General features: G+C 62.0%; 13 protein-coding genes. 7 read left to right on the forward strand and 6 right to left on the reverse strand.

Going from position 1 to position 15,078, the window contains the following annotated elements:
* The 5 genes from C1722_RS03215 to ribF all read left to right on the forward strand — a co-directional run.
* On the forward strand, positions 1–799 hold a 799-nt coding region (locus C1722_RS03215), incomplete at its 5' end, for a translation initiation factor IF-2 (RefSeq protein ID WP_244902425.1).
* Positions 800–903: 104 nt separating this feature from the next.
* Entirely contained in the window at positions 904–1,317 is a 414-nt protein-coding gene (gene rbfA / locus C1722_RS03220; protein WP_102377962.1) for a 30S ribosome-binding factor RbfA, read from the forward strand.
* A 1-nt stretch (position 1,318) separates the two neighbouring features.
* The gene (locus C1722_RS03225; RefSeq protein ID WP_102377963.1) at positions 1,319–2,353 is read left to right on the forward strand and encodes a DHH family phosphoesterase; all 1,035 of its coding nucleotides are present in this window, start codon (positions 1,319–1,321) and stop codon (positions 2,351–2,353) included.
* The gene (truB, locus tag C1722_RS03230; RefSeq protein WP_102377964.1) at positions 2,326–3,402 is read left to right on the forward strand and encodes a tRNA pseudouridine(55) synthase TruB; all 1,077 of its coding nucleotides are present in this window, start codon (positions 2,326–2,328) and stop codon (positions 3,400–3,402) included. Before C1722_RS03225 ends, truB begins: the two co-directional genes overlap by 28 nt.
* Positions 3,386–4,309, forward strand: coding sequence for a riboflavin biosynthesis protein RibF (ribF, locus tag C1722_RS03235; RefSeq protein WP_102377965.1), 924 nt, complete (start codon positions 3,386–3,388; stop codon positions 4,307–4,309). The genes truB and ribF overlap by 17 nt, the downstream gene beginning before the upstream one ends.
* Before the next feature lie 69 nt (positions 4,310–4,378).
* On the opposite strand, the gene C1722_RS03240 is transcribed toward ribF, so the two are convergent.
* Entirely contained in the window at positions 4,379–6,436 is a 2,058-nt protein-coding gene (locus C1722_RS03240; RefSeq protein ID WP_102377966.1) for an LTA synthase family protein, read from the reverse strand.
* Positions 6,437–6,766: 330 nt separating this feature from the next.
* Here C1722_RS03240 and C1722_RS03245 point away from each other — a divergent pair, with 330 nt between their 5' ends.
* Entirely contained in the window at positions 6,767–8,866 is a 2,100-nt protein-coding gene (locus C1722_RS03245; protein ID WP_180995204.1) for a sodium-translocating pyrophosphatase, read from the forward strand.
* 153 nt (positions 8,867–9,019) lie between these two features.
* On the opposite strand, the gene C1722_RS17280 is transcribed toward C1722_RS03245, so the two are convergent.
* Positions 9,020–9,883 carry an OPT/YSL family transporter gene (locus tag C1722_RS17280; protein WP_425319361.1) on the reverse strand — a complete coding sequence of 288 codons (864 nt, stop codon included), beginning with the start codon at positions 9,881–9,883 and terminating at the stop codon, positions 9,020–9,022.
* Positions 9,852–10,751, reverse strand: a complete 900-nt coding sequence (locus C1722_RS17285; RefSeq protein ID WP_244902427.1) for an OPT/YSL family transporter — start codon at positions 10,749–10,751, stop codon at positions 9,852–9,854. The genes C1722_RS17280 and C1722_RS17285 overlap by 32 nt, the downstream gene beginning before the upstream one ends.
* Positions 10,752–10,887: 136 nt before the next feature.
* Here C1722_RS17285 and C1722_RS03255 point away from each other — a divergent pair, with 136 nt between their 5' ends.
* A complete protein-coding gene (locus C1722_RS03255; RefSeq protein ID WP_102377968.1) occupies positions 10,888–11,745 on the forward strand; it encodes a type III pantothenate kinase in 858 nt (285 codons plus the stop codon).
* A 116-nt stretch (positions 11,746–11,861) separates the two neighbouring features.
* Here the strand turns inward: C1722_RS03255 and C1722_RS17290 are convergent, their stop codons facing one another.
* From C1722_RS17290 to C1722_RS03270, 3 genes are all read right to left on the reverse strand, one after another.
* The gene (locus C1722_RS17290; RefSeq protein WP_244385800.1) at positions 11,862–12,665 is read right to left on the reverse strand and encodes a cysteine peptidase family C39 domain-containing protein; all 804 of its coding nucleotides are present in this window, start codon (positions 12,663–12,665) and stop codon (positions 11,862–11,864) included.
* Between the two features lie 168 nt (positions 12,666–12,833).
* Positions 12,834–13,823: a helix-turn-helix domain-containing protein gene (locus tag C1722_RS03265; RefSeq protein WP_102377969.1), complete on the reverse strand. Its 990-nt coding sequence runs from the start codon at positions 13,821–13,823 to the stop codon at positions 12,834–12,836.
* 196 nt (positions 13,824–14,019) lie between these two features.
* On the reverse strand, positions 14,020–15,060 hold the full coding sequence (locus tag C1722_RS03270) for a helix-turn-helix domain-containing protein (protein WP_102377970.1): 1,041 nt from the start codon (positions 15,058–15,060) through the stop codon (positions 14,020–14,022).
* Between the last annotated feature and the right edge of the window lie 18 nt (positions 15,061–15,078).

Raw genomic sequence — 15,078 nt, forward strand, 5'->3', positions numbered from 1 at the left:
TCCGGTCGAGATCCTCGGCTTGAACTCCGTGCCGACCGCCGGCGACGAGTTCCGCGTGTTCGAGGACGAGCGCGACGCGCGCAAGCTCGCAGAGGAACGCGCTCTGCGCGCCCGCTTGGCCGAGCAGGAGACCAAGTCGCACATGAGCCTGGACGATCTGTTCAGCCGCATCGAAGAAGGCAAGCAGACCGACCTGAACCTCATCGTGAAGGCCGACGTGCAGGGTTCCATCGAGGCGCTGCGCGATGCGTTCGAGAAGATGGACCAATCCGAGGTGCGCATCAACATCGTGCACTCGGCGGTCGGCGGCATCACCGAGACCGACGTTACGCTGGCGAGCGCTTCCGATGCCATCATCATCGGCTTCAACGTGCGTCCGACCGGCAAGTCGAAACTGCAGGCGGAGAAGGAAAAAGTCGATATCCGCCTGTACCGCGTCATCTACCAGGCCATCGAAGAGATCAATGCCGCGCGCGTGGGTCTGCTCTCGCCCGACATCGTCGAAGAGGACACCGGCATCGCCGAGGTCCGCGAGACGTTCAAGGTTCCCAAAGCGGGCACCATCGCCGGCTGCTACATCATCGAGGGCGAGATTTCGCGCGACGACAAGGTCCGCGTGGTCCGCGACGGCACCGTTGTATTCGAGGGCACGATCGATTCGCTGCGCCGTTTCAAGGACGATGTGAAATCGGTCCGCAGCGGCTACGAGTGCGGCATCGGCATCACCGGCTACCAGGATATCAAGATCGGCGACACGATCGAAGGTTACAAGATCGTGGAAGTCGAGCGCACCGAGTAACAACGGATACGAAAAGCGCTACCATATGCCGATGGCTCGGAGTACGTTGTGCCGGGCCATCGGCGTTTACCATTCGCCTCTTCTTCTGAAAGGAGACGGACACCATGAAACAGAGCTCATCCAACAGGAAGGTGAACGAGCAGGCGAGGGAAGTGATCGCGAGCATCCTCTTGTTCGAGATTTCCGATCCCCGGCTTACGCTCGTCACCATCACCGGCTGCGAAGTAAGCTACGACCGCAGCGTATGCAACGTGTACTACACGACCGAGCCCGAGCGCTACGAAGCGGTGGCCGATGCGTTCTCGAAGGCGTCGGGTCGCATCCGCTCGCTCATGGCCAAGGACCTCTCGTGGCGTGTGGCGCCCGAGTTGCGCTTTCTGCTCGACAAGAGCGTTGACGAGGCGGAGCGTATCGCAACGGCCTTGCAGCGCGATGCCGCGCGCAACGAGGCGAGCGCACGCGATGCCGAAGATGCCGAGGACGACGCCGCGCAGGGCGAATCCAAGGGGGAAGAATAACGTGGCAACGACGCCGCAGACGAACACCAGCCTCGAAGCGATCGCCGAGATTCTTCGCGGGGTCGAAAGCGTTGCCGTATGCGGGCATGTGAGCCCCGACGGGGATTGCCTCGGCTCGCAGCTCGTCGTCTACCATGCTCTCGAGAATCTCGGCAAGAACGTCACGTGCCTGCTTGCGAAAAGCGATCCGGTTGAAGCGGGCTTGAGGTTTCTGCCCGGCATCGACTCGATGGTTCCCGCCGCTGAATTCAGCGGGACGCCCGAGGCGTTCGTGGCCGTCGACGTTCCGACTGTCGAGCGCATCGGCGATGCGGCAGCCGCCGTGCAGGCGAAATGCCCCATCACGGTCACGGTAGACCACCACGCGAGCGATACGGCGATGTCGGTCTACACCTACGTGGACCCTGACGCGGCCGCAACGACGATGCTCGTCTGGAAGCTGGCGGAACTGCTCGGCGCGCAGCGCACGCCCGAGATGGCCCTGTGCGCCTATACGGGCCTCGTCACCGATACGGGGCGCTTCCAGTTCCAGAACACCGACAAGGCGGCTTTTGCCGCCGCGTTCGAAATGGTGAGCGCGGGAGCCGATCCGGCAGCCGTAGCGCGCGAGGTGTTCCAGAACCGCTCGATCGCTTCGCTCGAGCTCGAGCGCATCATGCTCTCCCGTATGCGCTTCGGCTTCGACGGGGCCTACGTTGCCAGCTATCTGACGCGCGCCGATTTCGAGCAGACCGGCGCCGTCAAGGCCGATGCCGAGCCGCTGATCAATTCCATCAGGGCAATTTCAGGCGTGCGCGTAGCGTGCATGCTGCGCGAGGAACCCGAGCACATCCGCGGCAGCTTCCGCGCGAAAGACGATACCGATGTGGCGGCCATCGCGAACACCATGGGCGGCGGCGGCCATAAAGCGGCGGCCGGCTTCACGCTTCACGGGCCGCTCGAACAGGCTATCGAACGCGTCGATGCGGCGGTCGCCGCAGCGCTCGGAGTCGATGGCGAGGCCGACGGATGGAAAGCGGGGGATATTCGCCTGTGAAGCGCGGAGCATCGGGACTTTCCCTCGTGGTGGGAATCAACAAGCCTGCAGGCATGAGCTCCCATGATGTGGTGAACCGCTGCAGGCGCATATTCGGCGAGAAACGCGTCGGGCACACGGGTACGCTCGACCCGTTGGCCAAAGGAGCGCTGCTCGTATGCGTGGGTCCGGCAACGAGGCTCGACCCGTTCTTTACCGAGCACGATAAGCGCTACCGGTTTCGCGTGTCGTTCGGCATCGGCACCGATACCGACGATGCTGCGGGGGAGGTCGTCAAGCGCGGCGATGCACCCGTGTGCGTGCTCGACGAGGAGTACGCCGAGCGCTTCGTGGGAGATCTGGTTGGCAAGCATAAGCAGATACCGCCGGTGTATTCGGCCATCAAGGTGGACGGGCAGCGCTCCTACAAAGCAGCCCGCGCGGGGAAGATCATCGATCTTGCTCCGCGCGACATCGAGATATACGAGGCTCGGCTCGAATCCGTGATCGCCGAGGGCGAGGACGGCTTGCCGGCATGGGATGTGGCCGTGTCCGTTTCGAAGGGAACCTACATCCGATCGCTTGCCCGCGACATCGGCAACATGATAGGGTGTCCTGCGTACGTCAGCATGCTTGAGAGAACGCAGGCGGGCTCTCTCGACTTGGCCGAATGCGTGACGCTCGAAACGCTCGAGGAGCGCGGTATCGCCGCCGCACTCGATCCCGTGAGGCTGCTCGGGTTCAGGTTCGTGTTCGCCGACGAGGCAACGGCGCGCGCCGTTTCGAACGGATCGCCGCTTCGCGCCAGCGAATGCGCCGTTTCGAACGGATCGCCGCTTCGCGCCAGCGAATGCGCCGTATTCGAGCGCAGGAGGGCAACGGTCGCCGCCGAGCTCTGCGCCTGCACGGCCGGCGTGCGCCAAAGCGATAAACCGTTAATGTCCGGCGAGGGTATCTCGGTGATCGCCGAGAACAAGCTGGTTGCACTGTACGAATACGATGAAACGCGCCGCGCGCTCATGCCGCGCTGCGTGTTCGCTCTGGGGGTTTCACGTGGCAGAGATTCTTAAGTGTGACGAGACGTTCGATCATACGTACTTTTCCGGGTCGTCGTGCGCATTCGGCGTGTTCGACGGCGTCCATTGCGGCCATCGATACCTGCTGTCGTGCGCGCAGCAGACGGCCTGCGAAAGCGGGGGAGCGAGCATAGCGCTCACCTTCGACATCGATCCCGACGAGGTGTTTCATCCCGAACGCCTCAAAAAGCTCATGACCAACGAGGAGCGCATCAAGGCGCTTTCCGAAAGCGGCGTCGATGCCGTAGTCGTACTTCCCTTCACCAAGCGGTTTTCGGCCTCTACGCCCGAAGAGTTCCTCCTGAACACCTTCAACGGCCATGCGCCGTCGTATCTGCACGTCGGATTCGATTTCAGGTTCGGTGCGCGGGCGAAGGGCACGGTCAGGGAGCTTTCGAATTGGGCGGAAGCCGCGGGAACCGAGGTCTGTGCCCACGATTTGGCGAGCGCAGACGGCGCGCCCATCACGGCGACGCGCATTCGCCTTCTGCTCGGCGAAAACGATATCGCCGAGGCGAACAAGCTGCTCGGGCATCCGTACTACGTTGTGGGTACCGTTGAGCAGGGTCGCGGCGAGGGCAAGGAGTTCGGGTTCCGTACGGCCAACCTCAAAGTGCCCTCGCAGCTGCAAGCGCTGGGCGCGGGGGTGTACGGCGCGTATGCCTACGTGAACGGGCGGCGGTACAAGGCGGCTGTGTCGGTGGGCGTGTCGCCCGTTTTCGAAGACCGTACCGACGCAACGTGCGAGGCGCATCTGCTCGATTTCGAAGGGGACCTGTACGGAAAGCCCATCAAAGTCGAGTTCCACCATTTCCTGCGCCCCATGATCAAGTTCGAAACGCTCGACGAGCTCATCGCCACCGTCAACGGCAACATCGCCTGGGTGCGCGAGAACATGTAGCCGTTCTGCGGGTACGCGGCACCAGACGATCGCGCGTCTTTTGCGCCCCGCTGTGCAACCGGGCTTCGATCAGGAACCGAAGAGCAGGCTGTGCTGTACGATTTCCAATCGCGCGAGCGCCTCGGCCGTCTCGTCGGTTTCGCTTCCGTCGTAGCGTTCGTTGAGCCAATGCCATGAACCCCCCGCATCAAGGTAGCCGTTCACGTTCACTACGGGCAGGTCTTTCTGCGTATCGAGGAGGAGCCGATGGTAGGGGTCGAGCGGGAGCTCGGCCGCAGCGAGCATGTGGGCGCCAAGGTAGTTGAGGCTCATGGCCGTCGCATCGGGGTACAGGGGGCGTTCGAGCGCCTCGAGCTCGGATTCCTGGGTTTCGGCGACGAAGGAGCCGTCCAGGGCGCTGACCCGATCGGTTTCGTAGTTCGTCCATATGAGATACGGGACCTCGTAGCGCGCCTGAACCTCTTCGATCGAGAAATCGGCAAGCTCCTTGTCGAAGGCAAGGCTCGATAACCAATCGGAGAAACCCGGCTGGTGGTCGCCGAACAGGCAGAGCACGATCGGCCGATCGATCGCGGAGAGCGATTCGATCAGGTATTGCAGATCGAGATCCGATTGCTCGATGCAGCTTGCGAATTCTTCGAGTTCGGCCGTACGGCTCGATTCAAGCGGTATCGAAACCCCCATGCCATCGGGGATGAGCCCGGTGTCGTAGCCGCCGTGGTTCTGCAGCGTTACGTCGAAGATGAACTGGGGCTCGTCGGCGTCGGCGATGATCTGCAGTATGGCATCGTACGTTTCCCGATCGGTCGTGAATCCGCGCAAGGTATCGGCACCTTCGAAATCGGTGACGTCGAGGAAGGTGTCGAAGCCGAGCTGCTCGTACACCGTGTCGCGCCTCCAATTGGTCGCATCGGCGGGATGGATGGCGGTCGTCTCGTAGCCGAGCGCTTTGAAATATGTGGCGAGGTTCTCGGTGCCGTCGAGGTCGTAGAGCATATAGGGGTATACGCCTTCCCCGAGGTTTGCCATGGTTGTTCCCGTCAGGAACTCGAACTCGCTGTTGCAGGTACCGGCGCCGAGTGCCGAAACGTATGCCGTGCCTTTAAGGTAGGCATCCTGAATCGAATTGAAGAAGGCGGGGCCTTCGTAGATGTCGGCGAGGTTCGGGTAGGTCGAGAGATCCGAAAACGTTTCGTTCATGACGGCGATGACGATGGGTTTTTCCTCGCCGGAAAGATCGGCGAACCCGTCGGTGTCGTTCGCGTACGGTGCGAGTATGTCGGCGGCGGCTTCGGGGGAGTATCCTGCCGGTTCGGCTGGCTGGAGGTCCTGCATGCGCTTGAGGAAGCAGAGCACCGAGCCCTGCTGCGAGTACGAATCGGATGCTGCCCAGCCGTCGACTTGAATCCCGTAGGCTTTTTCGATGTCGAAGTGCGAGAACCAGAAGCCGAACGACGCGACGCAGAGGGCGGCCACGGCGGTGTTCGCGACGCCGCGCTTGACGGCGAACTTCGTTTTCGGGAGGTACATGACGAGCGCGATCCCGCATGCGAGCGCGCAGAATGCCACGGCGACGTTATCGTTGACGGCGTAGGTGTAGCCGCCGCCCACCGCAGCAGCCGTGCTGAGAGCGAACAGGTCGGCGGGAAGGACGGGCTGTCCCTTGAACGTGATAACGAAATAGTTCGCAATGCCCGCTATGAAGCACAAGCTGAGAAAGGCGATCGCTGCCGTTTTGGTTTGCTGGCCCGCGAAGTAGACGATGGCGAAGAGCGCCGCGATAACGCAGAGGTTTACGAAGGCATAGTAGGTTCCGATATCGAACAGGGCGGCGTTGTAGGGCTTTTCAAAGAGGTAGAACGCCAGAAAAACGAGTCCGACGAGCACGAAGGGCTTCGCCTTCGAAAAACCGTCTTCAAAGCGGTTTGCGAGGCGAGGTCGAACCATGAGCGCGGCCAGGAGCAGCACGAAAACCGCGATGACGAGCGGGGCCGTCCACGCGTTGTCGTGCATGACGAGACCTGCGGCCTCGAAGGCGCAATATGCGGCAAGAAGGATAACGAACGAGACGATGCTTGCAACCGTCGGCTTATCCCATGATGCCGTGAGGGACTTGAGAACGTGCATGATGTGCGATGCTCCAACGTATTCGTGGCGATTCGCGTAGGCGAGTCGCGGTAGTAATCTCTTACATGGCTCATCGTTATTGTATCAGATCCGCCCGTTTCCTCGCTCGATCGCCGCAAAGGCGGCGCAATGTCATCCTGTGGGAGTAGGGCTATTCGCCGCGCCGAGCGGCTAGGCTGGCGAAAAATGCCGCATTCGCAGTTCACGAGCGGGGGCAAATATCCTAGAATGGGCAGCGTGCATTCTTCCGGCCTCGATGCCCGGCTCGAAGAATCCACGGAACTGTAAGACAAATCAAGGAGGAAACAAGTGACCGTCCAAGTCGCATGGATGGCTCCCATCTGCGCTCTCATAGGCATTTGCATGGCGGGCTACCTCGGTTCATGGGTCCTGAAACAGGATCCGGGTCCCGAAAAGATGAACAACATCTCGCTGAAGATCCAGCAAGGTGCAAAAGCGTTTCTGATGAGCGAGTACAAGCTGCTCGTCATATTCATGGTGATCGTAGCCATCGTTATGGCCGTTGCCCTTTCGCCGATAACCGCCGTCGCTTTCGTTACGGGCGGCATCCTTTCAGCTCTTGCCGGCTACATCGGCATGCATGTGGCGACGCGCGCCAACACCCGTACCGCCTACGCGGCCGAGGAGAGCGTGGCGAAGGCCCTGAACATCTCGTTCAAATCGGGTCTCACCATGGGTCTTTCCGTGGCTTCGTTCGCGCTTCTGGGCCTGTCGCTGTGGCTCATCATGCTCGTGTTCGGCGTTGATACGTTCGAACTCATGCACGAGCACGTCGGCATGGTCGAAGGCTTCGCCACCGGTGCTTCCGCCGTGGCGCTCTTCGCCCGTGTGGGCGGCGGCATCTACACGAAGGCTGCCGACGTGGGCGCCGACCTCGTGGGGAAAGTCGAGGCGGGCATCCCCGAAGATGACCCCCGCAATCCCGCAACCATCGCCGACAACGTGGGCGACAACGTGGGCGACGTAGCCGGCATGGGTGCCGACCTGTTCGAATCCTACACCGGCTCCATCCTGGCTCCGACCATCCTCGCCGTCACGTTCGGCGCGCTCGGGTACTTCGGGGGCGTCGGCACCGTCGATGCGACGTGGGCGATCGTCGTTCCCGTCATGATCGCGGCCTGCGGCATCATCACCTCGATCATCGGTTTGTTCGCAGTGCGCACCAAGGAGGGCTCCGAGCTCCATAAGGCGCTCAACCGCGGCACCTATCTGGCTGCGGGCATCGAGATCATCGCCATCTTTGTGATCTTCTTCATGTGGAACGGCCAGAGCGACAACCAGCCCATCTGGCTGCTCGGGTCGGTGCTGTGCGGTCTGGTTGCCGGCCTGCTCATCGGTAAGACGACCGAGTACTTCTGCTCCGATCACTACAAGCCCGTCCATCAAATCGCCGAGGCGTCCGAGACGGGCCCTGCCACCAACATCATCCAAGGCCTCTCCACGGGCATGCTCTCCACGATCATCCCGATCCTGCTCGTGGCGTTCGCCATCATCGGCGCGTACGCGTGCGGCAACATGGCGTTCCCGAACATCGTCACGCCTGAAGGCGGCATCGCCGTCGGGCTGTTCGGCGTTGCGCTCGCTGCGACGGGCATGCTCTCCAACACCGCCATCACCATCGGCGTCGACGCGTACGGCCCTGTGGCCGACAACGCGGGCGGCATCGCCGAGATGGCGGGGCTTCCCGAGGAAGTGCGCGAGCGCACCGACTCTCTCGACGCGGTTGGCAACACCACAGCCGCTATCGCCAAGGGCTTCGCCATCGCGAGCGCGGGCCTCTCGGCCATCTCGCTGTTCGTGTCCTATCAGGCGACCATGCACCACTCGATCCCGAACTTCGAGCTCACGCTCACCGATCCGCTCATCATCGCGGGCATCTTCATCGGCGCCATGATTCCGTTCATGTTCGCCGCGCTTACCATGGGCGCTGTTTCCCGTGCCGCCCACGCGATGGTCGAAGAGGTTCGCCGCCAGTTCCGCGAGATCAAGGGCATCATGGAGTTCAAGGCCGAACCCGAGTACGACAAGTGCGTGGCCATCTCCACCAACTCGGCACTGCGCGAGATGATGCTTCCGGGCATTCTCGCCATCGTGATCCCCGTGGTCATCGGCTGCTTCAACCCGGCTATGCTCGGCGGCTTTTTGGCCGGTGCCGTGGCGACGGGTATGCTGCTCGCCATCTTCATGTCGAACGCGGGCGGTGCCTGGGACAACGCGAAGAAGTACATCGAGGGCGGTGCCCACGGCGGCAAGGGCTCCGAAGCCCATAAGGCCGCCGTCGTCGGCGATACCGTGGGCGATCCGTTCAAGGACACCTCGGGCCCGTCGATGAACATCCTCATCAACCTCATGACCATCGTGTCGTTGACGTTCACCCCGCTCTTCATCGCCATCCAGGCTATGCTGTAAGCAGGTAAAGCGCATTCGGGCTCGGACGGTAGCGCCGAGCATCGGCTCGGCCCCGGCGATCGCGTCGGGGCCGAGTTTTTTTCGACCTCTAGCCGTGCGTCCGGAGGGCCGCATGGCCGGAAAGCGGTGTCGGGGCAAGCGCGGGAGCCGTTGCTACAGCGCGAGCCCCATGGCTACCGAGGCGAACGCCACGAGCACGCCGACGACCGACTCGCCGCCGAGCAGTCCCGACGCGATCACGAGTCCCGATTCGTCTTGGGCCTTCCGCTTGGCTTCCGCTTGTTCAGGCGAGAGCTTTGCGCGGCGGCGTTTGCACGCCAGATCGTAGGCGACCTTCGCCATCGCGCCGAGAAACGCGGTGAACGACATGTAGAAGGGCAGGTAGATGCCCAGACCGAGCATCATGACCGGGAGTCCCAGCAAGTAAAGCACGCACCCGACCGCAAGGCCGACGGCGAAAGCGGGAACCGACGGGATGCCCGACACCATGGTGGCGACCACCGACGCCTGTGCGGCAACGAACGAACCGCCCAACCCGAAGGCGTCGGCACCGTAGGCTGCTACAAGCACGAACATGACGGCCACGGCCACGAACGCGCCGAGAACGCCGCCGATTGCCTGGCCGATCCATTGGGCCTTCGGATCGGTGCCGAGCACGTGTCCCGCCTTGAAGTCGTTCATGACATCGCCTGCGAGACCGCATGCGACGGCGATGATGCCGGCAACGAAGAAGAGCTGCGCCTGCGCTACGTTGGATACCGCTGCAACGATCAGAAGCACGATGAGGCCGAAGATCTCCATGGGGTCGATGCCGGTCTGCCCGACGCTCTGCGCGCTCATGGCGGTGGTCACCCAGGCGAGCAGCACGACGATGATGCTCGCAAGCGGATCGAGCCCGAGCCCGATGCAGAGCAAGAGCGCCACGGCGGCCGCCGCGCACGCGATGATGCCGGCGGGCAGTCTCCTGCCCGGCCCCTTTACACCCCTAGATGGGGATAAAAGAANTCGGTGCCGTATCGGTGCGGGATGTGCCGCTTGGGGTCGATCCGAACGTAGCCGCGCCTGCGCCGCTTCTAATCATCGAGAGGGCTTTCGGGAGGATGTGCTTGAGGATGACGCCTACGCCGCAGCCCATCATGACGCCCATGCCGAGGCTCGAGGCGAGCCCCTGTCCGGTGGCCGCATCCCACAGACCGAGACCCGATCCGCCGACGATGATGCCGAAGTTGCCGATGATCGCCCCGGCGAACCACACGACGACCGATGCGGTCCCCACGAGGAATCCGACCGCGAGCAGCATGGGGGAGTTGTAGATGCCGAAGGCGACTCCGGGGATCGGCACGTTGCCGAAGAACATCGCGGGGATCACGCCGAACCAATCGCGCAGCGCCGTGTAGATGCCGGCAATGCCCATCGAACCGAAGAGCTGCTTGCCGACCTTGCCGCCCGCATCGCCCGCTTTGAGCGTCTGGGCAGCCGCCATGCCGATGGGAAACTCGAGTTCGGCATCTTCGATGAAGTACCGTCGCATGAAAACGGTGCAGACGAGGCCCAGGGTGACGCCCGCGAGCGCCACGATGAGCATTTCCCACCAATCGACGGTATTCGCTTTGGTGATGATCCAGATGCCGGGGATGGTGAACGCGAGGCCGCCTGCGACCATCGCTCCCGCCGACATGATCGTGTGCGTGACGTTCGCTTCGTGCAGGTTCGTGTTGCCGAGTGCTTTGAGGAAGAAGAGAGAGGTGATTGCGGCAAAGATGATGGGCCAGGGAAGCGCCCCCATTTTGAGGGCCGTGTACGCCGAAGCCGCTGTGATGATTGCGCAGCCAACGCAGCCTATGGCGACGCCGCGCGCAGTCAACTGACCTTTCGTAGGTTTCATGATCAAAAGCTCCTTCTTGTATATCCGCTTCCTTCGGAAGTCGGGTTACTGAACGGACTCGTACAGTATAATCCCTTCAGAAGGCAATCGAGCCGAACATCGGCGAAGGAAATGCGAGAAGGCGGGTGGTAGCGCTATGGAGGCGAACACGGGCGAAAGCGCAGCGTTTGTGCTGGCGGTCGATGTGGGGAACACGGCTACGCGGTTCGGCCTGCTCGACGGGCTCGAGTTGGCGGCATCGTGGGAGTTTGCCACGCGAAGCCGCATGACCGCCGATGAGGCCCGTCTGGAAATAGCCAATTTCCTCACTATGCTCGAGCGCGATTGCGCAAGAGGCATCGTCGATTGCCCAGGGTTCGCACCTGAAAGCGGGGGCGGGATCGCCGCGGGGCCTGCCGATGCCATTCTGTCATCGGTCGTCCCCGATCTGACGGACGTGTGGGTCAGCGCGCTTACGATAGAATGCGCCCGCAGGCCGTTCGTCGTAGGCCCGGGGCTGAAAACCGGCTTGAAGATGCATTACAACGATCCTTCGGAAGTGGGGCCCGACCGGGTGGCTACGTTGGTCGCTGCGCGCGAGGCCTACGGATATCCCCTTGTCGTGGTCGATTTGGGAACGACGACGAACTTCGATGTGCTCGACGAGCACGGTGCGTTCGCCGGCGGCGTCATAGCCCCCGGCCTTGCGCTTTCGGCCTACGCGCTCGCTCAAGCCGCCGCCCGCCTGCCCGTTATCGAAATCCAGGTACCTTCGTCGGTAATCGGGAAAAGCACGCGGGAGGCGATGCAGGCGGGCGTCGTTCTCGGTGAAGCGGCGCGCATCGACGGACTCGTCGATGCGATCGAGGAAGAACTCGGTTGCAAGGCGCGCGTCATCGCAACCGGCGCACATGCGGCTGCGGTTGCCGCGCTGTCGGAACGAATCGAGCGCGCCGACGAATCGCTGGTGCTGCGCGGGCTCGGAATGCTGTTCGCGCTGAACAGCAAGCGTTGAGCCCCTGGGTCCCCTACCGAGGGCCCGGCATGCCGCACGGCTTTCTGAGCGGGCGCGTTGTTCGAAGTTCGGCAACGCGACCGGGTTCGTGCCCCGAGCCGCACCGCTCCGCGCAGCTACAGCGAGGATACGTGTTCGCAGAAATCGCCGTAGAGCGCATACGCTTCCCCGGCGTTGATCTCGGTTCCGTCGTAGGGATCGAGCGCGGTGAAGTTGCCGAGCTCGAGGTTGTCGGGATCGCTCGCATCGTGGTAGCCGATGAGGGTTATCCAGTGCTCGCCGTAGGCGCCTGCGACGTGGATGACGGTCGGTTTGCCTGCTGCTATCTGGTCGTAAGCCTCACGGAGAAGCGCCTCGTTCGAGCCGAGGGAGCGAAACGACGAGTTGCCGCCGCCCCAGCCGGGCCAGGTGCACATGCCGCATCCGTAAGCCGCATGATCGGTTGCCGTTCCCTGTACGATCGCGTCGCCGTACGCGCAAGCGTAGCCGGGGCAGCAGATGGTGTGCCCGCTTGAAGCCTGGTTGCCGATGGCAGCGATGGCCTCGGGGTCGTAGGCGAGTAGCTTATCGCTTGCTTCGAGCGCGGCAAGCCGCGCGGCCTTCTGCTCTTCTTCGGCGAGTCTCTGCTCGTAATCGGCCTTCATCTCGTCGAGCGGAGCGGCTTGATCGATATCGAACGACGAAAGCGGAATTGCGGTCGAAGGGGATAAGGCCGCTTCGTAAGCCTTTTCGGCATCGATGGGCTTATCGGTGCTGACGGGGCCGACTGGCTCTTTGGCTTTTTCGGAGATTGCGAGCACGGCGGGTGGCAGCGCATTCGGGTCGGCGATCGAATCGGCGGATGCGGAGTTGAGGGGAAGGGAGCACGCGATGGCCGTCGCAAGTGCGATGGCTGCTCCGGGAAAACGACGTTCCAGCAAGTCGGTTCCTGCCTTTCTGGACCGGGTAGGCGAATAAGTGGTGTGATTCCGGTCACGAGAACGGGCAGTATGCTATCCGAAACGGAATGGGAACGCAGCAGCTTGGACGAATCTTGCAGCGAAGCGCCACAAGTGCTGCATGAAACCAACATAACGGTTCGGCAACGGTTACTGCGGCCCTTTGAGGGTGCGATACTCGCGTGGACTGATGCCCTGACAGCTCTTGAAGGCTTCGGAAAAGCTGCTTTGTCTCGTGTATCCGATCGATGCGGCGATTTCGGCCATCGTCAAATCGGTAGTCGCGAGCAGTTTGCACGCTCGGTCCATGCGAAGGTCGCGCAGGTGCTCTTGGGGCGTTTTACCTTCGGCCCGCCTGAATATCCCGGTGAGCTTCGTTGCGCTCATGCAGGCGATGCGGCAGAGCTCTTCGGTTGAAACGGGTCGATCGAGGTTGACCTTCATGTGGTCGAATACGCGGGCGAGCGCAGCGCGGTCGGCTTTGCTCATCGCGGCATTCGGATAGTGCGTGCGTGCTACCTGCCAGTCGACGAGAAGCGCTGTGCACTCTAAGACTTTGCCCCCGAAGAAAGCCGGAGCAGCAACCGCTCCCGGCCGTGCAATCCTTATTTCGTCGAGAGATTTGACGAGCGGGGGAATGGCGTGCGTGCCATCGAGTGCGGCGATCGCCGAAGTGAGTACGAGTGGATCGCAGTGGCATGCAAGGCTGAGCTTGCGCACGGCGGGGGGTAGCAGCGCTATGCCGTACGTTTCGACGGTCTCGTTTGCCGCGATGTCGATCATGGGGGGAGGCGCGCAAGCTTGCTGAACTCGACCGACGGGAGCACGGTTTACGCGGTTCGACGTAGCGGTGCGGGGGCCGGGCAGCCGGGTGCAGGTGCCGAAAAGAAAGCAGTCGAGGGCGCGGGCTGAGGTTCTGACGGCCTGGGCAACCGCAAAGTCGCACGAAAAGAGGGCGGTTGCGTCGTCGATGGAAAAACACCAGAGCGTTCCATGGCCGTAGGGTGCAGTGATGTGCCATGAAACGGTCGCGCCCCCGCAGCCGAGGGGGTCGGCGATCGGCTCGGCGTGGATTACGAGCGCGAGATGCTCGATCAACGATGATGCGGTTGGGCGTATGCGTGAATCCTGCTGATTCACCGATGTCTCCTCGCTGGTTGAAGGCTGGTATGCGGTACCGTCTGCTTGCTTGTCGCGTCGAATAGTAACCAATGGCTAACAAACAGGACGAGTATAGCAAAGGATCGGGGCGGTGCGACGGCAAAGCCGTCTGTTTCGGGATGCAGATTCGCTGCGCCTTTGCCGGATGCCGATCGAAAGCGAACACGTTGTGCGCCTAGGCGTTCGCTCGTCGTCTTGCTCTGAATTCTCTCGGGGTTACGCCGAAACGTTCTTTGAAAGCTTCCGAAAAACTGCCCTGACGCGCGAAACCGAGCTTTTCCGCTACATCCGAAAGGGGAATGTCGGTTTCTTCGAGCATCCGGCATGCCCGATCCATGCGAACCGACCGAGCGTACTCTTGGGGCGTCATGCCTTCGGCCTGCTTGAAGAGGCGCGTGAGCTTGCTTGGACTCGCACAGGCTATCCTGCAGATTTCATCGGTTGATACATGTCGTTCGACGTTGTTTTCGATATGCGTGCGCGCTCGGTTGAGCGCGCTGCGGTCGGACGGGCGCAGCGCATTGCGGGGTTCCTGGGCGCGCAGCAGGTTCCAGTCGAGCAAAAGCGAGACCGCTTCGGTGATCTTCGCCTCGTAAAACGCGTGCGCCGTCACGGCGCTCGGCCGAGCTTGGCGTATTTCGTCAAAGACTTGGTTGAGCCCCAGCACGTCGCGGTTTCCGTCGAGTGAAGCTATCGCGCGGGAGAGAACGAGCGGATCGCAGTGGCAGCGCATGCTCATGAGCTGCATTGCTTTGGGTAAAAGCACGATGCTCGTTACATCGTACTGTTCGTCTGCCTTAGTTGTCTGAACGTAGGGCTGGCCTGCCCATGCGTAGCCGAGCAGCGTCCTATCGGCGGGGTCGGTGTTCTTTCCAAAGTAGGGCACCATGTTTTTGCCGTAGGATCCGAAACAGAAGAAATCGGGCGTTTCGCAGGAAAACTCGAGCGGTGTTTTGAAGATGAAGTCGTACACCGCGACACCCATTATGTCGTCGATGGCATAGAACCAGTAGGTTCCGTTGCCGAATGATTCGTCGATCTCCCATAGCCTTCCGACCCGTCCCCGCAGAGGCGGTTCGATGGGAATGCCGTGTAAGGCGGTAGCCTGGGGCACGAAAAGCGCATCGAATTTCGTATCGAAGCGAGCCTTGGGAAAGGTGCGTTTCATTTCGGCATGATCGTTGGGTATTTCGTCTGAAACGTCGCGTTCTGTCATCGTTCTGCATACCTTTCG

Origin of the sequence: Raoultibacter timonensis (assembly GCF_900240215.1) — a bacterium.
Taxonomy (GTDB): Bacteria; Actinomycetota; Coriobacteriia; order Coriobacteriales; family Eggerthellaceae; genus Raoultibacter; species Raoultibacter timonensis.

Excerpts from the sequence above, each read along its gene's own strand:
- C1722_RS03270 (WP_102377970.1), bottom strand. The coding sequence starts at position 15,060 with ATGACAGAACGCGACGTTTCAGACGAAATACCCAACGATCATGCCGAA.
- C1722_RS03255 (WP_102377968.1), top strand. The coding sequence starts at position 10,888 with ATGGAGGCGAACACGGGCGAAAGCGCAGCGTTTGTGCTGGCGGTCGAT.
- C1722_RS03245 (WP_180995204.1), top strand. The coding sequence starts at position 6,767 with ATGGCTCCCATCTGCGCTCTCATAGGCATTTGCATGGCGGGCTACCTC.
- truB (WP_102377964.1), top strand. The coding sequence starts at position 2,326 with ATGGAAAGCGGGGGATATTCGCCTGTGAAGCGCGGAGCATCGGGACTT.
- C1722_RS03240 (WP_102377966.1), bottom strand. The coding sequence starts at position 6,436 with ATGCACGTTCTCAAGTCCCTCACGGCATCATGGGATAAGCCGACGGTT.
- rbfA (WP_102377962.1), top strand. The coding sequence starts at position 904 with ATGAAACAGAGCTCATCCAACAGGAAGGTGAACGAGCAGGCGAGGGAA.